At 61.3% G+C, this 17,570-nt stretch carries 17 protein-coding genes; 10 read left to right on the forward strand and 7 right to left on the reverse strand.

All coding sequences use genetic code 11. The features are described 5' to 3' along the window. The first annotated feature begins 107 nt into the window (after positions 1 to 107). Positions 108 to 1,451 carry a sensor histidine kinase gene (locus KGB29_RS22965; RefSeq protein ID WP_057715937.1) on the forward strand — a complete coding sequence of 448 codons (1,344 nt, stop codon included), beginning with the start codon at positions 108 to 110 and terminating at the stop codon, positions 1,449 to 1,451. A 138-nt stretch (positions 1,452 to 1,589) separates the two neighbouring features. On the opposite strand, the gene KGB29_RS22970 is transcribed toward KGB29_RS22965, so the two are convergent. After that, positions 1,590 to 2,156, reverse strand: a complete 567-nt coding sequence (locus tag KGB29_RS22970) for an NAD(P)H nitroreductase (RefSeq protein ID WP_154860774.1) — start codon at positions 2,154 to 2,156, stop codon at positions 1,590 to 1,592. A gap of 121 nt (positions 2,157 to 2,277) precedes the next feature. Here KGB29_RS22970 and KGB29_RS22975 point away from each other — a divergent pair, with 121 nt between their 5' ends. Continuing rightward, positions 2,278 to 3,732, forward strand: coding sequence for a TrkH family potassium uptake protein (locus KGB29_RS22975; RefSeq protein WP_102669776.1), 1,455 nt, complete (start codon positions 2,278 to 2,280; stop codon positions 3,730 to 3,732). On the opposite strand, the gene KGB29_RS22980 is transcribed toward KGB29_RS22975, so the two are convergent. Further along, the gene (locus KGB29_RS22980; RefSeq protein WP_079246791.1) at positions 3,689 to 4,750 is read right to left on the reverse strand and encodes an AraC family transcriptional regulator; all 1,062 of its coding nucleotides are present in this window, start codon (positions 4,748 to 4,750) and stop codon (positions 3,689 to 3,691) included. The genes KGB29_RS22975 and KGB29_RS22980 overlap by 44 nt on opposite strands. A 159-nt stretch (positions 4,751 to 4,909) precedes the next feature. On the opposite strand from KGB29_RS22980, the gene KGB29_RS22985 reads away from it, so the two are divergent. Both KGB29_RS22985 and KGB29_RS22990 read left to right on the forward strand, forming a co-directional pair. Further along, positions 4,910 to 5,221, forward strand: coding sequence for a DUF962 domain-containing protein (locus KGB29_RS22985; protein ID WP_008051185.1), 312 nt, complete (start codon positions 4,910 to 4,912; stop codon positions 5,219 to 5,221). Positions 5,222 to 5,248: 27 nt separating this feature from the next. Beyond that, on the forward strand, positions 5,249 to 5,839 hold the full coding sequence (locus KGB29_RS22990; protein ID WP_154947158.1) for an HD domain-containing protein: 591 nt from the start codon (positions 5,249 to 5,251) through the stop codon (positions 5,837 to 5,839). Between the two features lie 147 nt (positions 5,840 to 5,986). Here the strand turns inward: KGB29_RS22990 and KGB29_RS22995 are convergent, their stop codons facing one another. After that, a complete protein-coding gene (locus tag KGB29_RS22995; RefSeq protein ID WP_150813391.1) occupies positions 5,987 to 6,802 on the reverse strand; it encodes a UDP-2,3-diacylglucosamine diphosphatase in 816 nt (271 codons plus the stop codon). 134 nt (positions 6,803 to 6,936) lie between these two features. Here KGB29_RS22995 and KGB29_RS23000 point away from each other — a divergent pair, with 134 nt between their 5' ends. Together KGB29_RS23000 and KGB29_RS23005 are read left to right on the forward strand one after the other, a co-directional pair. After that, entirely contained in the window at positions 6,937 to 7,695 is a 759-nt protein-coding gene (locus KGB29_RS23000; RefSeq protein WP_057715944.1) for a helix-turn-helix transcriptional regulator, read from the forward strand. 77 nt (positions 7,696 to 7,772) lie between these two features. Next, positions 7,773 to 8,666: a DMT family transporter gene (locus tag KGB29_RS23005; protein WP_154947157.1), complete on the forward strand. Its 894-nt coding sequence runs from the start codon at positions 7,773 to 7,775 to the stop codon at positions 8,664 to 8,666. On the opposite strand, the gene KGB29_RS23010 is transcribed toward KGB29_RS23005, so the two are convergent. The 4 genes from KGB29_RS23010 to recQ form a co-directional block, all read right to left on the reverse strand. After that, the gene (locus KGB29_RS23010) at positions 8,660 to 8,947 is read right to left on the reverse strand and encodes a SelT/SelW/SelH family protein (RefSeq protein ID WP_056721456.1); all 288 of its coding nucleotides are present in this window, start codon (positions 8,945 to 8,947) and stop codon (positions 8,660 to 8,662) included. The two genes, KGB29_RS23005 and KGB29_RS23010, sit on opposite strands and share 7 nt — an antisense overlap. A gap of 33 nt (positions 8,948 to 8,980) precedes the next feature. Further along, positions 8,981 to 10,228 (reverse strand): FimV family protein, encoded by a 1,248-nt coding sequence (locus tag KGB29_RS23015; RefSeq protein WP_154947156.1) that lies wholly within the window; start codon positions 10,226 to 10,228, stop codon positions 8,981 to 8,983. A gap of 127 nt (positions 10,229 to 10,355) precedes the next feature. Continuing rightward, positions 10,356 to 10,790, reverse strand: coding sequence for a MarR family transcriptional regulator (locus KGB29_RS23020; protein ID WP_007984163.1), 435 nt, complete (start codon positions 10,788 to 10,790; stop codon positions 10,356 to 10,358). A 119-nt stretch (positions 10,791 to 10,909) separates the two neighbouring features. Continuing rightward, positions 10,910 to 13,036, reverse strand: a complete 2,127-nt coding sequence (gene recQ / locus KGB29_RS23025) for a DNA helicase RecQ (protein ID WP_057715948.1) — start codon at positions 13,034 to 13,036, stop codon at positions 10,910 to 10,912. 427 nt (positions 13,037 to 13,463) lie between these two features. Here recQ and KGB29_RS23030 point away from each other — a divergent pair, with 427 nt between their 5' ends. The 4 genes from KGB29_RS23030 (at position 13,464) to lapD (ending at position 17,390) form a co-directional block, all read left to right on the forward strand. Further along, the gene (locus KGB29_RS23030) at positions 13,464 to 14,051 is read left to right on the forward strand and encodes a YecA family protein (RefSeq protein ID WP_057715949.1); all 588 of its coding nucleotides are present in this window, start codon (positions 13,464 to 13,466) and stop codon (positions 14,049 to 14,051) included. 10 nt (positions 14,052 to 14,061) lie between these two features. Continuing rightward, a complete protein-coding gene (locus KGB29_RS23035) occupies positions 14,062 to 14,457 on the forward strand; it encodes a YbaN family protein (protein ID WP_057715950.1) in 396 nt (131 codons plus the stop codon). 256 nt (positions 14,458 to 14,713) lie between these two features. After that, complete coding sequence (lapG, locus tag KGB29_RS23040) at positions 14,714 to 15,421, forward strand: cysteine protease LapG (protein WP_150813387.1); 708 nt, start codon at positions 14,714 to 14,716, stop codon at positions 15,419 to 15,421. Between the two features lie 22 nt (positions 15,422 to 15,443). Then, positions 15,444 to 17,390, forward strand: a complete 1,947-nt coding sequence (lapD, locus tag KGB29_RS23045) for a cyclic di-GMP receptor LapD (RefSeq protein ID WP_154860779.1) — start codon at positions 15,444 to 15,446, stop codon at positions 17,388 to 17,390. The last annotated feature ends 180 nt before the right edge of the window (positions 17,391 to 17,570 follow it).

Genomic DNA, 17,570 nt, shown 5'->3' on the forward strand with positions numbered 1-17,570 from the left:
GGCTTGCTCGCGAAGGCGGAGTATCAGTCACCATTGTTCTTGACTGACAAATCGCCTTCGCGAGCAAGCCCGCTCCCACAAGGGTTGTGATCGTTTGAGGATTTCCTGTGCGTTCATTGTTCTGGCGTATCCTGGCCAGCTTCTGGCTGGCCATCGCCCTGGTTGCAGGGCTTTCCATCCTGCTCGGGCACATGCTCAACCAGGACGCATGGATTCTCAGCCGCCACCCGGGCCTCAACACGCTGGCCGAAGAGTGGACGCAAACCTACGAAAGCCAGGGTGAAGACGCCGCCCAGGACATTCTCCAGCAACGCAAACGCCAGTATCACATCGACGTTCAGGTGCTTAACGAAAGCGGCGATCCGCTGGTGCGCGGCACTTTCCCCAAACGTGCGGCGGCCTTTGAGGCGCGCCAAAACAATGAGGACCGGCGCCTGCCGTGGCGGCGTCTGACCGATGAGTTCACCAGCGAAAAAACCGGTGACACCTACCTGTTCATCTACCGCATTGCGCACCCGGAACTGGACGCCTGGCACCGCGAGAGCCTGCTCTGGCCGCTCAGTGCGCTGGGGATCGCCCTGGTGGTGCTGACCCTGTTCAGCCTGCTGGTGACCTTCTCCATCACTCGCCCGCTCAGCCGTCTGCGCGGCGCGGTGCATGACCTGGGACAAACCACGTATCAACAGAACAGCCTGGTCAAGCTGGCCAACCGTCGCGATGAGTTCGGCGTCCTGGCCAACGACTTCAACCGCATGGGTGCGCGCCTGCAAAGCCTGATTGGCAGTCAGCGGCAACTGCTGCGGGATGTGTCCCATGAACTGCGCTCGCCCCTCGCCCGCCTGCGTATCGCGCTGGCACTGGCCGAACGGGCCACCCCGCAAGAACGGGAACAGCTGTGGCCGCGCCTGACCCGCGAGTGCGACCGACTGGAAGCGCTGATCAGCGAAATCCTGGTACTGGCGCGGGTCGACTCCGATAACGCCAGTGCGGAAGAGGTGGACCTGAACGCCTTGCTCAATACCCTGCAAAAGGATGCGCAACTCGGTTCACCCGAGCAACTGGTCCACCTCGAAGCCGAATCGCAACTGAATCTGAAGGGCTGGCCGACCATGATCGAACGGGCCGTCGACAATCTGCTGCGCAATGCACAGCGTTTCAATCCGGTAGGTGGCCTACCGATCGAAATGCAGGCGCTGCGTCAGGGTGAGCGGATCGTCGTGACTGTGCGCGATCATGGGCCCGGAGTCAGTGCCGAATACATGAGTCAGCTCGGTGAGCCATTCTATCGGGCGCCGGGGCAGACTGCGGCCGGACACGGCCTGGGCCTGGCTATCGCCCGGCGCGCGGCGGAGCGACATGGCGGCAGCCTGGTGCTGGCCAATCACCCGGAAGGCGGGTTCATTGCCAGCCTGGAATTGCCGTTGGTGCCGGGGGCTGTCGTGCAGCCCTGAAACGGACACCCTTTGATGTGAGCTACCTGGATCTACTGTGGGAGTGAGCTTGCTCGCGATGACGCAGGCACTCTCAACAATCAAATTGACTGACCGGCCGCTATCGCGAGCAAGCTCGCTCCCACAGGTTTTGCGGTGTCAGACTTTGCCCGGCCAGGCGCTGACGAATTCGGCCAGGTCGACTTTCTCGGCCACACGCGGTTCTTTCTGCGGTGTGCCCAGATACAGGAAAGCAATCACCTCTTCCCCATCCGCCAGGCCCAAACCCTTGGCCACATGGGGCGAGTAGGCCAGGTCACCGGTACGCCACACCGCACCAATGCCCTGCGCATACGCCGCCAGCAAAATCCCGTGGGCTGCACAGCCCGCCGCCAGCAATTGCTCGGACTTCGGATACTTGACGTGATCCTGCAACCGCGCAATCACCACCACCACCAGTGGTGCACGCAGTGGATTATTGCGCGCCTTGTCGATGGCCGCTTCGCCGACTTCGCTGTCTTGCAGTTTCGCCGCCTCGGCCAGCAACTCGCCCATCTGCTCACGCGCCGCGCCTTCCACCGTCAGGAAACGCCAAGGCTGCAAGTGACCGTGATCCGGAGCGCGCATGGCGGCGCCAAACAGCACCTCGCGCTGCTCGGCAGTGGGTGCAGGGTCAATCAGTCGTGGAACGGAAACACGGTTGAGCAAAGCGTCGAGAGCCTGCATCGGCCACCTCCTGAAAAATTTGTGCGGCTATTCTAGCTGTAACTGTCGCAGCAGTGCCGGTTTACATGCCCTGCCCCGCAGGTAGAATGGCGCCCTTTCCACTATCAGCCGAGCGGACCTCATGGCGTTGCCGACCTTACGGATCATTGGTTTCATCATCGGCATCTTCCTGATCACGCTGGCGATCTCCATGGTCGTGCCCATGGCCACACTGGTCATTTTCGAGCGCACCAGCGATCTGCCATCGTTCCTCTGGGCCAGCATGATCACCTTTGTCGCCGGTTTGGCGCTGGTGATTCCAGGGCGCCCCGAACATATTCACCTGCGCCCCCGGGACATGTACCTGCTGACCGTCAGCAGTTGGCTGGTGGTGTGCATCTTCGCCGCGCTGCCATTCCTGCTGACCCAGCACATCAGCTACACCGATTCATTCTTCGAAAGCATGTCCGGCATCACCGCCACTGGCGCAACCGTGCTCAACGGCCTGGATAACATGTCCCCCGGCATCCTGATGTGGCGCTCGTTGCTGCACTGGATCGGCGGCATCGGCTTCATCGGCATGGCGGTGGCGATCCTGCCGCTGTTGCGCATCGGCGGCATGCGGCTGTTCCAGACCGAATCGTCGGACCGCTCGGAAAAGGTCATGCCCCGCTCACACATGGTGGCGCGGCTGATCGTGGCGGCCTACGTCGGCATTACCATTGTCGGCAGCCTGGCGTTCTGGTGGGCCGGGATGAGCCCGTTCGACGCCATCAACCATGCGATGTCGGCCATTTCCACCGGCGGCTTCTCGACCTCCGACCAGTCTTTGGCCAAGTGGCCGCAACCGGCGGTGCATTGGGTAGCGATCGTCATCATGATTCTCGGTGCCCTGCCGTTCACCCTGTATGTGGCCACGTTGCGTGGAAACCGTCGGGCGCTGATCAAGGACGAACAGGTTCAAGGCCTGCTCGGCATGCTGCTGGTGACCTGGCTGGTGCTCGGCACCTGGTATTGGTGGACTACCCAGCTGCATTGGCTGGAGGCGTTGCGGCATGTGGCGCTGAACGTGACATCGGTGGTGACGACGACCGGTTTCGCGCTGGGGGACTACAGCCTCTGGGGCAATTTCTCGCTGATGCTGTTCTTCTACCTGGGGTTTATCGGCGGTTGTTCCGGCTCGACCGCGGGCGGGATCAAGATTTTCCGCTTCCAGGTGGCCTATATCCTGCTCAAGGCCAACCTTAACCAGCTGATTCACCCGCGGGCGGTGATCAAGCAGAAGTACAACGGTCACCGCCTCGACGAAGAAATCGTGCGGTCGATCCTGACCTTTTCGTTCTTCTTTGCAATCACCATCTGTGTGATCGCGCTGCTGCTGTCGCTGCTCGGCGTGGACTGGATGACCGCCCTCACCGGCGCGGCCAGTACCGTGTCCGGTGTCGGCCCGGGGCTCGGCGAAACCATCGGCCCGGCGGGCAACTTCGCCACCCTGCCGGATGCCGCCAAGTGGATTCTCTCGTTCGGCATGCTGCTGGGCCGGTTGGAGATCATTACGGTGTTTGTGCTGTGTATTCCGGCATTTTGGCGTCATTGACCGCATCAGGTGCTTGCATCAGCCGCATCCGGTACTCGCCGGGTGTGGCATCGAACCAGCGCCGGAAAGCACGGAAGAAGTTGCTCGGATCGGCAAACCCCAGCAAGTAGGCAATTTCCAGCAAGGTCATGTTCGGTCGTGCCAGGTACTGTTCGGCCAGTTCGCGCCGGGTATCGTCCAGCAGCGCCTGAAAACTCGTACCCTCTTCCTGCAAGCGCCGCTGCAAGGTGCGCTGGGACAGATGCAGCGTCTGTGCCACGGTATCGCGCTTGGGTTCGCCTTGGGGCAACAGGCGGCACAACACCTGCCGCGCCTTGTGGGTCACGCGGCTTTCGGAAAAACGCGCCAGGTACTCGCCGGCAAAGCGGTCATGCAGCAACGCCATGGCCTCGTTGGCCGTCGGCAGCGGCGCTTCCATATCGGCGGGTTCGAAAATCAGCGCATCGTAAGGTGCGTTGAACACCAGCGGTGCATGGAAAGCTTGTTTATAGGGTTCCAGATTGACCGGTTCGGTACCTTGCAACAACACTTTGCGCGGTTGCAACGTACGCCCGGTCAACCAGCCACACAGCGCCAAGGCACAGGCCATTGAAGCTTCGGCGCTTTGCCGGGTCGGCGGCAGATGATCGCCATGCACCGTCAGAATCAGCCCGTAGCCTTCTTCCAGCAGCTGGAAACTCAGGTCGGCACTTTCGGCGATGATCCGCTGATAGCGCACCAGACGCTGAAAGCCTTCGGCCAGGGTCCGGCTGGACATCAAGGCGTAACCGGCCACATGAAACTGCGCCGGTCGCAGCACCTTGCCCATGTTCAGGCCGATGGCCGGGTTCCCGGACAGCTCGACCGCGCGTTGCCACAACCGGGTCATGGAATCTTGGGGGAAGCGTGCGTCCGGATCATCCAGTGCCGCGTAGTCGAGCCCCAACTGCTTGAACAGAGCCCGGCAATCCAGGCCGTCCATCTCCAGCGCTTTGACAATCCCCATCGCCCAGCTTGCAGAAGTCGTTCGTTCGCTCATGGCGTTTTCTTACATGGTGGCCGCATGCTACGGCTATTGACCGAAGGATACTAAAGTGGCGCCTATTGTCAGTGGCTGATGCCATTGATCACTCTAGACTCAAATAAGCTACCCGCAGAACAACTTGCAGCAAGAACAATAACCACAGAGATCGCTGTCGTGGAAAACGTCAAACGATTCAACAGCTTCGCTGAGTTCTATCCTTACTACCTCAGTGAGCACAGCAACAGTACCTGCCGCCGTTTACACTTTATCGGCACGACCCTGGTTATCTTGATTCTGACGCTGACCATTGGTCGCGGAGCCTGGATGCTGTTGTGGGCCCTGCCACTGGCAGGCTACAGCTTTGCCTGGGTCGGGCATTTCTTCTTCGAGAAGAACCGCCCGGCAACGTTCCAACACCCCTTCTATAGCCTGCTCGGCGATTTTGTCATGTACCGGGACATGGTCCTGGGGCGCGTTCCGTTCTAGCTGACTTGCGTCACAAGAGAGTTACCGATGAATGCCAATGCCCGCTTCACCCACATGAAGGACGGCACACAGGAAGACTGGGCGATCATCGCCGCGGACTTCAGTGCCTACGCGCGACAATTGCCGACAAGGATCGTGGCGCACCTGAAGTTGCTGGAGGGGGATTTTGGCGGCTTCCCGGTGGATCGCCTGACCCACTCCCTGCAAACCGCCACCCGCGCCTGGCGCGATGGTCGCGACGAGGAGTACGTGGTCTGCGCCCTGCTCCACGATATCGGCGACACCCTGGGCACCTACAATCACCCGGACATCGCGGCGGCGATCCTCAAGCCATTCGTCAGCGCCGAGAACTTGTGGATGGTGGAAAAGCACGGGATTTTCCAGGGCTACTATTTCTTCCATCACTTGGGTATGGATCGGCACTTGCGCGAGCAATTCAAGGACCATCCGCAGTACCAGGCGACCGTCGAGTTCTGCGCCAAATACGATGCGGCGGCGTTTGATCCGGCGTACGAGACGCTGCCGTTGAGCTTTTTCGAGCCAATGATGGAGCGCCTGTTTGCGCACCCCAGGAATTCGATCTACAAGGCGGCGATGGAAGAACACTCGCCAGCCTGACAGATCCAGCGGAACCGCTTCGCGCTCCATTCGCGGGCAAGCCCGCTCCCACAATGGGCGAAGGTGAACGCAGCACTTGTGACCGCCAGTTAACCCTGTGGGAGCGAGCTTGCCCGCGAAGAGGCCAGTACAAACAGCGAATGATTATCAGGCCAACTCTGCAACCCTGGCCGCCTTCATCTGTGCCTCGCGCGCCTGGGCATCCGCCAGTCGATACAACTCGATCGAGCCATCCCAGTGCTCGATCAGCGCGGTGCACGATTCCACCCAGTCGCCGCAATTGAGGTAGTCCACCTCGCCGACCTTGCGAATCTCGGCATGGTGAATGTGCCCGCACACCACTCCGTGCAGCTCGCGCTTGACGCATTCATGGGCGATGGCTTCTTCGAAGTCGCTGATGAAGCTGACCGCGGTTTTCACCTTGTGCTTGAGGTAGGCCGACAGCGACCAGTAGCCGTAGCCATATCGCGCGCGCCAATGATTGAGCCAGCGGTTGAGGGTCAGGGTGAATTCGTAGGCCGAGTCACCGAGAAACGCCAGCCAGCGATGGTAACGGGTGATCACATCGAACTGGTCGCCGTGTATCACCAGCAGGTGCCGGCCGTCGGCGGTGACGTGCACGGCTTCGTCGACCAACTGGATGTTGCCCAGGATCAGCTTCGAATAGCGGCGCAGGAATTCGTCGTGGTTGCCGGTGACGTAGATCACCTCGGTGCCACGCTTGCTCATGGTCAACAGGCGCCGGATCACGTTGGTATGCGCTTGTGGCCAATACATGCCGCCGCGCAGTTTCCAGCCGTCGATGATGTCGCCGACCAGGTAGATCTTGTCTGCGTGGTAGCTCTTGAGAAACTGCGACAAGTGTTCAGCCTGGCAATCCCGGGTGCCCAAATGCACGTCGGAAATCCATAAAGTCCGTACGCGTTGCTTACGGGTGGGTTTGGCGAGCTCGGCGCTGGTCATGGGCAACCCTCTGACAAGTTTTGCCAAGTCTGCCCCGGCCCGGTTAATGGTCCATGACAGCGTCAAGTCAGTCCTGTGACAGCGCTTGTCGGCCCGCTCGGTGTAGACTGACACCCTGAACCGGGAGACCCGCGATGAGACCGATCCTCACGCTTCGCCAATACAGCCACGACCTGATCGTCCATAGCCACGAACACGCGCAACTGGTGTTCGGGCTCTCGGGCGCCCTGGATTTCGAGGTCGACGGCCGTGGCAGCCAGGTGGTCCAGCAGAGTTTCGTGGTGGTGCCCTCCGGAGCGCATCACGCGTGTGGCAGCACCAATGGCAGCCGCTGCCTGGTGCTGGATGTCCCCAGCGAACAATGGGTTGCCCAGTCGTTGGGCGATCACGCCGAGTCCAGCCGACGCCTGCTGGACAACGCCGGGCGCCTGCCCCTGGACGCCGGGCAAAGCCAATTGGTCAGTTGGCTGGCGAACAGTCCGGTCGATGATCCGCTGATCGCTCAACAAGGCGCGGTGCTTTTGCTGGCCAGTCTCAACAACGCCAGGCCCGAGGCCGTCGGCGGTCGGCGCCTGCCCTACGCGGCGCTGAACGCACACATCGATCAGTACGCGGCGTACCCGTTGCAAGTGGCCGACCTGGCCCGGGTCGCCGGTCTTTCCAGTGCCCGTTTGCATGCGCGGTTCGTGGCCGAATGCGGGCAGACGCCGATGGACTACATCCGCAGCCGACGCCTGCACATCGCGGTGGGCTTGCTGCGCAATTCGGCGTTGCCCATCGGCGAGATTGCCAGCCGCGTCGGCTACAGCTCCCAGAGTGCCTTCGCGGCAGCGGTGCTGCGCGAGTTCGGGGCATCCCCCGGAAAACTGCGGCGCGAGGCTGGCGACAAATAACGCGAGTTTGCCGACAGACTTGATGGGCCATTACGCGCTTCAATGAGGCCTCTGTTCGTTTGTCGTTAAGGATTGCAATGACTCCCCGTACCGCCCTTGGCGCCTTGCATATAGGCGCATTGATGTTCGGCCTGACCGGTGTGTTCGGCAAACTGGCCGCTGCGTCCCCGGCGATCATCGTTTTCGGCCGTGCCGCTTTCGCCGTGCTCGCGCTGGCGTTTTTTGCACGGTTCGCCAGCCAGACGCGCTGGCAGAAACTCGAGGCCATGGACTGGCGTCGGCTGTTGCTCAGCGGCTTGTTGCTGGCCGGTCACTGGGTGAGCTTCTTCATTGCGGTGAAAGTCGCAGGCGTGGCGATTGCGACGCTCGGTTTCGCCAGTTTCCCGGCCTTTACCGTGATCCTCGAAGGGTTGATCTTCCGCGAGCGCATCCGCGCCAATGAGATCGTGCTGGTGCTGCTGGTGAGTGTCGGCCTGGTGCTGGTCACGCCCGATTTTGACCTCGCCAGCGGCGCCACCACCGGCCTGCTGTGGGCAGTGGGTTCCGGATTGTTGTTCGCCCTGCTGTCACTGACCAACCGTGCCAGCTCCGGGCGAGTTCCGCCGGTACAGGCGGCACTGTGCCAGAACGTGGTGGTTGCCCTGTGCCTGTTGCCGGTGGCGGCGCCTCAATTGAGCGAAGTGCGCGCCATCGACTGGCTGTGGATCGGCCTGCTCGGTGTGTTCTGTACCGGTGTCGCCCACAGCCTGTTCGTCGCCAGCCTCGCGGTGATCAAGGCACGCACTGCCGCCGTGGTGTTCGCCCTGGAGCCGGTCTACGGCATCACCGTCGCCTGGCTGCTGTTCAACGAAAACCCGACCCTGCGCATGTTGCTGGGGGGTGCGCTGATCATTGTGGCGATTGTGGTCTCCAGCCGGTTCTCAAGTGGCACAAGCAAGAAAGCCATTGCAGCCGAGGCCGCGTCTCACTGAGTGCGGTCGTTGTGCCCCAGGTCGCGGTCCGGGTCGATCTGGTCGCGGACCCGCTGCTTGAGCACTTTGGCCTCGGGGAAGCCACCGTCCGCCTTGCGCTCCCAGATCTGCACAGCGTCACAGTAGATATGAAAGACCCCGCCGGTGCCCGGCACCAGGGAGACTTTGCCCAGGTCATCACCAAAGGTGCTGAGCAGTTCCTGGGCCAGCCAGGCCGCACGCAACAGCCATTGGCATTGCGTGCAGTAGGTGATGATGATTTCCGGTTTGCTGACGGTCATGATGGGACCTGACTCCAGAGTTTGACGACGCCGCTATGATAGCCCGACCGGAGGCTGTCGAGACGGCGCAACGGGTTGCATCTCCAACTCGAACTCAGGCTCGATCATGGCCAGAGCCGCCGGCTGCGGGTTCTCGGTCAGACTGATCACGTCCCAACTCGACGCCATGGACAGCTCCTCCAGGTTGAGCCGGTACTCATCGTCAGTAGCGGATTCGCCGGATATCGCCAAACCCGGAACCACCGCCATGGCAACAGCAACCGGGACGGAATGATGGCTATCGACCCGTTCAAGCTCGTCGTTGGCCGGCACCCCGTCGCGATGCCCAGTGGATGGTTGCATGACGGAGGGCCACATCACTGGCTCGGTAAAGAGCTCAGCCAGCGGTTCATGCTGCGACGGCAGCGCCTCTGACGCTGTGGCTTGATGCTGCTGGCGGCGAACAAACCAGCCCAGCGCCAGCAACGCTATCAGCGCCGACAAACCGGCAATCGGCAGCCAGCCAATCCCGGGAGTTTCAGCAATAACAGGGGCTGGCGTCGCCACGTCGGAAGCAACGGGTTGGGCCTTTACCTTCTTGAGCTCCGCGAGTTGGGTTTGCAGTTCAGCCAAATATTTTTTCTGGCCGGCGATCAGCTCATCCTGGCCTTGAAGCTTCGCGTTGAGCTCATCGACAGTGGTTTGCAACTGGTGGTTTTGCAGGGCGCTGGCGGCCAGTTGTTCGACAGCGGGATCAACCACTGCGACGTCCGTTTCCGGTGTCGTCCTGGCCACGGGTGACGGCGCCACGACCGGTTTCACACGGGGGAATGCGGACGCCGGGGAACCGGATGCCGCTTCATCAGCGGCGGGATCAACCCCAGGCGCACCCGGCGGATCGATCAGTAACGTGTACTCACGCAGCAATCGCCCATTAGGCTGATTGAGCTGCACGAGGAAATTCAGGAACGGCTCACTCACCGGTTTGTTGGAGGTCACCTGTATCACGCTGCGATTACCGCGCAACACCGGGGTGAACTTCAGGTTGCTGAGGAAAAACGCCCGGTCGACCCCGGCACGGCTGAACTCGTCTGCCGTTGCCAGGCTCACCGACAGCTGGTTTTCCTCCAGGCCAGCAGCATCCACCAGTGCGATATCGGCACGCAGCGGTTGATTCAGCGCCGAATGCAGGGTGATTTCACCCAGGCCCAGCGCAGGTGCCCATGCCGAATAAGTGACCGCGGCCCCGGCCAGCAACCACTGAGAACCACCGCGTAAAACCAATCGCCAACACTTGAGCATGAGCATCCTTGAGATCTACAGAAACCATCCGCACGGGTTCGTACATCCGTTACGAACACGATATTGCCGAGTAGTTCTTATAGTCTGTCCAATGCGGTCTCTCAAAAACCTGGCGTTCGGTTATGCCTCAAGACTTTTCAAGGTTGCCCAGGATGTGCCCGTGAACCCGCATGCACACCTTCAAATCCGCCTCATCGACGCCTTCGAACAGTTCGTGACGCAGTTGCGTGGCAATGGTTTCAATTTGTTCGATCAAGGGACGCGCTGGCGCGCAGAGCACGATTTTCTTCGCCCGACGGTCTTCCAGCACTGCCTGGCGTTGCACCAGGCCCTGGCTTTCCAGGCTGTCGAGTAAACGGGCCAGGGTCGGACCTTCGACGCCGACGCTTTGTGCCAGCTCACGCTGGGTCGGTGCTTCTTCGAAACGGGCCAGGTGCAGCAGCACCAGCCAGCGTGCCTGGGACAAGCCCATGCCCGCCAGTCGGCGGTCCAGTTCGGCACGCCAGCCACGGGACATCTGGGCCAATTGCATGCCAAAGCGGTGTTGATCGGTTAACGGCATAAAACACTCATGATTAGACTGAAATAAATAAAAACTAATTATTAGTCAGCTAAGCATGAGCCTCGACTTGAGGCAAGGCTTGATCTGTAGTGAATCGTTACATCAGCACTACGGATGTCTCAAATCTCGAACTCCGACTGCAAGGCAGCGCGAACGCAGTACAACACCCCTTCCGGCACCCGGCCCGCGAACAGCGCGGCGATCTCGGAAACCGGCGGCAACTCGCCTTCGCCGTCGAGGAAGGCGTCCTGGACTTCACCCATCAGGTCTTCAGGCAGATCCAGCGCCTGCTCCAACGACAACTGCTGCTTGCCGATCGCTTCGGCCAGCATGGTGTAGACATTCTTTTCCGAGCACTGCAATTGACCGGCGATCTGCACCGGCGTCATCCCGGCCCGCGCCAGCGTGATCAGTTCGTGACGTACGTCGGCCACCGGTTTCGGCGCCTCGACCTGGCCGCCGAGCACTTCGAGGAAGGCCTCGCCGTAACGCTCCAGCTTGCGCGCGCCAACGCCGCTGACCGTGGCCATTTCCGCCAGCGAGGTCGGCTGGCTGCGCAGCATCTCCAGCAAGGTCGAGTCGGGGAAGATGACATACGGCGGCACGCCATGTTCTTCGGCGAGCTTGCGACGCAGGGCGCGCAAGGCTTCCCATTGTTCGCGCTCCTCGCCACGGACCAGCTGGCTCGCCTGGCTCTTGCTGCTTTTCGCCACGGTTTGCGCCTTGAGATCACGGCGCAGTTCCAGGGTCACTTCACCCTTGAGCAGCGGCCGGCAGCTGTCGCTCAGGCGCAGGCCACCGTAGCCTTCGAGGTCGATGTCCGCCAGACCACGGGCCACCAGTTGGCGGAACAACGAGCGCCATTCGCCCTCCGCCATCGTCTTGCCAACACCATACACCGACAGGTGCTGATGGCCGAAGCTGCGGACCTTCTCGTTGTCCTTGCCCAGCAATACATCCACCAGGTGCCCGACGCCGTAGCGCTGACCGGTGCGGTAGATCGCCGACAGCGCCTGACGCGCCGGCTCCGTGGCATCCCAGGTCTGCACGCCGTCGACGCAGTTGTCGCAATGACCGCAGGGCTCGGGCATGTCTTCGTCGAAGTAGGCCAGCAGCGTTTGCCGACGGCAGCGGGTTTCTTCACAGAGCGAGAGCATGGCGTCTAGCTTGTGCTGCTCCAGGCGCTTGTGGCGTTCGTCGCCTTCGGAGTTCTGCAGCATCTGCTTGAGCATCACCACGTCTTGCAGGCCGTAGGCCATCCAGGCATCCGCCGGCAGACCGTCACGGCCACCACGACCGGTTTCCTGGTAATAGGCCTCAAGGGATTTCGGCAAATCGAGGTGCGCGACAAAACGCACGTTGGGCTTGTCGATGCCCATGCCGAACGCCACCGTCGCGACCATGATCAGGCCTTCCTCATTGAGGAAGCGCTTCTGATGGTAGGCCCGCAGATCATTGGGTAGCCCGGCGTGGTACGGCAACGCCGGGAAGCCTTGCTCGCTGAGGAACGCGGCGACTTCCTCGACTTTCTTGCGCGACAGGCAATACACGATGCCCGCATCGCTACGGCGCTCGGCGAGGAACGCCAGCAACTGCTTGCGCGGCTGTTCCTTGGGCACGATGCGATAAAAGATGTTCGGCCGGTCGAAGCTCGACAGGAAGCGCTCGGCGTCTTGCAGGTGCAGCCGGGTGACGATTTCTTCCCGGGTGCGCTTGTCGGCCGTGGCGGTCAGGGCAATGCGCGGCACGTCGGGGAACATTTCCGCCAACTGGCCCAGTTGCAGGTATTCCGGGCGGAAATCGTGGCCCCATTGCGACACGCAGTGCGCTTCGTCGATGGCGAACAGGGAGATGTCCAGGCCCTGCAGGAAGGACAACATACGCGGCTGGACCAGGCGCTCTGGCGCCAGATAGAGCATTTTCACTTCACCGCGGCGGATACGGGCGGCGAGGTCGCGTTGCTGCTCGGCACTGAGGGTGGAGTTCAACGCGGCGGCGGCCACGCCCAGTTCTTCGAGGGTAGCGACCTGATCGTCCATCAGTGCGATCAGCGGCGAGACCACCACGGCCAGGCCTTCGCGTAACAGCGCCGGAACCTGGAAGCACAGGGACTTGCCGCCGCCGGTAGGCATCAGGACCAGGGCATCGCCGCCGCTGGCCACGCGCTCAATGATTGCACCCTGGCGGCCACGGAAACTGTCGTAGCCGAAGATGTCCTTGAGGACGCGTTGAGCCTGTTCGAGCATAAAAACTCCAAAAATCACCGAAACATCCCTGCAAGGCTGGTTCAGAACCCGCGACGCTGCACCGATAAATCGTAAGTGCGCATTGCATGACGCTTCACATTTCAGCCGTGACGCCAGCAGGGCATCACAAAACGCGCGAGTATACCCGAGCCCCGCCCGGCAAAGGGCACCGCTGATAAGACACCGGCAAACCCGATGTACATAAAAAACTGTGGGAGCGAGCTTGCTCGCGATGAGGCCATCACAGTCAACATTGATTTCGCCTGAACCATCGCTATCGCGAGCAAGCTCGCTCCCACAGGGGTAGTGCTTGACCGAACTGCAAGGGGGCAGCTCCCACAAACGGGCAAATATGCCGTGCGGCTGGCCCAAGTGCTCAAGAAGGCCTAGAATTCCCGCATCGAACATTCCCCAAGGTAGTCCTTTAATGTCCTTCGCTGAGCAACTAACCCGCCTGCAAGTCTTCCTCGACGCTGATGAACTGCATGACGAGGCGCTGGACTACGTGGCCGCCCACGGCTACCTCACCGCGCTGTCGATCTGTTCCGAAGTCGTTCCTGATCGTGAGTGGATCGATGCACTTTTCGCCGAGGAGCCGCATTACAGCAGCGAAGCCCAGCGCGAAGAGATCGAAGCCACCCTGATCGGCCTCAAGGCCCACATCGCTCGCCAGCTGGCCTCCGATGAAGAATTCGAACTGCCATGCGACCTGGACCTGGGCGACGAGCCGGACGATTCCGACCTGCGCGGCTGGTGCATCGGCTTCATGGAAGGCGTATTCCTGCGCGAAGCGGCCTGGTTCGAAAGCGCCGAAGACGAAGTCAGCGAAATGCTGCTGCCGATCATGGTCGGTTCGGGCCTGTTCGACGAGCAGCCGGAGTTCGAAGACATCGCCAAAGATGCCAACCTGATGGACGACATGATCGTACAGATCCCGGAAGCCCTGACCGCGCTGTACCTGCTGTGCAACGCGCCAGACGAAAAACCGGCGATTCTCAAGCCCCGCCACCACTAAGGTTCTGCCTATGGACAACCCCATAGGCAACCGCCCCCTGATGTTGCGCTACGTGCTGCTGGCCATCGGCTGGCTGAGCGTGGCGCTGGGGGTGATCGGGATTTTCCTGCCGGTATTGCCCACCACCCCTTTCCTGCTGCTGGCGGCCGCCTGCTTCGCCCGCAGTTCGCCGCGCTTTTATCAATGGCTGGTCGAGCATCCACGGCTTGGCCCGTGGATTCGCGATTACCTCAACGGCAACGGCATTCCGCTCAAGGGCAAGGTCTACGCCATTGGCCTGATGTGGCCGAGTATCCTGTTCTCCTGCTACCTGGTGCCGCTGTACTGGGCACGGTGCTTCATGCTGACTAGTGCGGTGCTGGTGACGATTTACATCCTCAAGCAGAAAACCCTGCGCAAATCCTGAAATTTCCCGCGACCATTGTGGCGAGGGGGCTTGCCCCCGTTGGGTTGCGCAGCAGCCCTAAAGCCATTCACCGCAGATCACCAGATAGATCGCGCTCACAGGTTCACGGCGGCTTCGCCACCGAACGGGGCGGTGCGGCGTTCCGACAAGCCTCCTCGCCACAAAAAACTCAGTGAGCGTCCTTCGGCCGACGACGTGACCTACCGCGCCCAAAACTCCACCTAAACTTCACAAACCTACACTCGAGCAGCCAGACATGGCCCGCAGTCTGCGTAGTCCAGGACGGCCAACGCTCCGACTTCGGCTCGGCGGCTGGTTGCTGCTGGCTGGTTTGGTACTGACTGTATGTAACGGGGTCCGGGCCGACTGGGATTTTGCGCAGATCCTGCAAACCGTTGAAAAACGCTACGGCCCCCTTGGACCGGCGCGAGGTCGGATCGAGGCCTGGAGTCAAATGCTGCAAAGTGCACGCGGCGCCCCCGAACGCGAGCAGCTCAACGCGGTGAACCGCTTCTTCGATCAACAGCTGAACTTCCAGGACGACACGCGCATCTGGCAACAGACCGATTACTGGGCCACGCCCGTCGAAGCCCTGATCAAGGGCGCCGCCGATTGCGAGGACTATGCTCTGGCGAAGTATTTCAGCCTGCGCCGGCTTGGTATTCCCAGCGAAAAACTGCGAATCACCTACGTCAAGGCCTTGAGCCAGAACCAGGCGCACATGGTGTTGACGTTCTACAGCACCCCCACGAGCGAACCACTGGTGCTGGACAACCTGATCGGCGATATCCGCCCCGCCTCCCAACGCAAAGACTTGCTGCCGGTGTACGCCTTCAATGCCGAAGGCCTGTACCTGCCGGGCAAAAACGGCGGTCAGCGCAGCAGCGACTCGAAAAAGCTGTCGCGCTGGCAGGACGTGTTGAAAAAGATGCAGGCCGAAGGGTTCGACATCGGCGACGGCTAACCGCCTTGGCAAGGAGCGAAGCATGACACTGCGAAAACAGTTGTTCCTGGCAATCTGCCTGTTCCTGCTGGTGGCGTTCAGTGGCAGTTTTTTTGCCAGCCTGGAAAGCTCCCGCGAACAAACGCTCAGCCAACTGCGCGCCCACGCCCAGGACGCGGCCACCGCGCTGGGGCTGTCGCTGACGGCACAGGTCGATGACCCGGCAATGATGGAACTGATGGTCAGTTCGATTTTCGACAGCGGCTATTTCAGCAGCATCCGCGTCATCAGGCTCAAGGATCAGCAAACCCTGGTGGAACGCACCGCACCGACAAAAATCGGCGGTGTGCCTGACTGGTTCGTCAACCTGGTCGACCTGCGCCCGGAGGGCGGCGATGCCCTGATCATGCGCGGCTGGGAACAACTGGCACGGGTCGAAGTGCTGAGCAATCCGCAATTCGCCCTGGCCAAGCTCTGGGAAAGCACCCTTGGCAGCCTGATCTGGCTGCTGTTGTGCGGGCTGTTCAGCGCCGTGATTGGAGGATGGATGCTGCGCCGGCAGTTTCGCCCACTCGACAGCATGGTCCGACAAGCCGAGGCCATCAGCAAACGCGAATTTCTCAGTCTGCCGAAACTGCCGCGCACACCGGAATTGAAACGGGTCGTGCTGGCGATGAACCAGATGGTCGAGAAGCTCAAGGCGCTGTTCGTCGAGGAGGCTGCACGCAGCGAAAAACTGCGGGCCGAATCCTATCTGGACAGCCTCACCGGCCTGGCCAACCGACGCCTGCTCGACGAGCAACTGGCCGACCATTTACGCGTGTGCGAACAGAGCCGTGACGGCCATTTGCTGATGTTGCGAATCAACGACCTGAACGGCCTCAACCAGCGCCTGGGTGGCCAACGGACTGATGCGCTGATCACTGCCGTCGGCGAATTGCTCAAGCGCCTGACTCAATTGCCGGAGCGTCGAACCTGGCTGGCGGCGCGCAATCGTGGCGGTGAATTCAGCCTGCTGACACCGGGTCTGGATGCTGAAAGTGCCGCGCGCCTGGCCGCCGATGTCAGCGTCAGCCTGGAGAACCTGCGCCTGACCGGCGCCAGCGATTGCATGCCGGTCGCCCATCTGGGCGTTGTCGCCTACCGCCCCGGTGAGCCGATCAGCACCGTTCTCCTGCGCCTTGATCAGGCGCTGACGGAGTCCCGGCAGCATCCCGAACGCCCCTGGGTTCATTTGAGCCATCGTGACACCGCACCCAATCACTCCCAGCACGACTGGCGCACCTGGATCGACGACGCCCTGACCCATGGCAAAGTGCTGCTGTACTTTCAGCCCGTCGTGCAATGCGCCGACACCCGCCAGATGCTGCATCACAAAGTACTCGCACGCCTGCTCGACCCGCAGGGCGAAGCGATTGCCGCGGGGCATTTCCTGCCGTGGATCGAGCGTCTCGGCTGGTCGGGACGGTTCGACCTGGCGATGCTCGAAGCCACGCTGGACGAGCTGGTGGTCAACCGCAGCCCCTTGGCATTGAGCCTGTCCGGGAGCACCCTGCGCGACCCGGTGCAATGGAGAACAATTCTCGACCTGCTCGAATCCCTTCCCGAACTGGCGCCGCTGTTGACCCTGGAAATCGACGAACGCCAGTTGCCCTCCCCCGAAGTGCTGCAGAACCTTTGCAGCACATTGCTCAAGACCGGTTATCGAGTCGGCCTGCAACACTTTGGCGGGCGCTTCAGCCAGATCGGCAACCTGACCCAATTGGGCTTGGCGTACCTGAAAATCGATGGAGCCTACATTCGCAACATCGACGAGCAGCCTGACAAACGACTGTTCATCGACGCGATCTTTCGCGCAACCCACAGCATAGATTTGCCGCTGATTGCGGAAATGGTCGAGACGCGTGGGGAACTGGAGGTAATCAGGGAGTTGGGAATATTCGGGGCCATGGGTCGATTGATCGGGGCGCCCAGGTTTTCTAACCACTGACCGGGCATCGACCATTGTCCCGGGCAACAAAGAACCCGCCTCCCCTTCACAGGGATGGCGGGTTCTTTAGCGGGTTTTCAGGTCACACGGTATCCACCTTCAACGAATGATCGTTGAGCATGCCGTTGATAATGGTCCCCGTGTCATGCCCACCCGCGATCACCCCACCCGCGCCTGGCG

Source organism: Pseudomonas sp. BF-B-30, from assembly GCF_019956305.1.
Classification (GTDB): Bacteria; Pseudomonadota; Gammaproteobacteria; order Pseudomonadales; family Pseudomonadaceae; genus Aquipseudomonas; species Aquipseudomonas jessenii.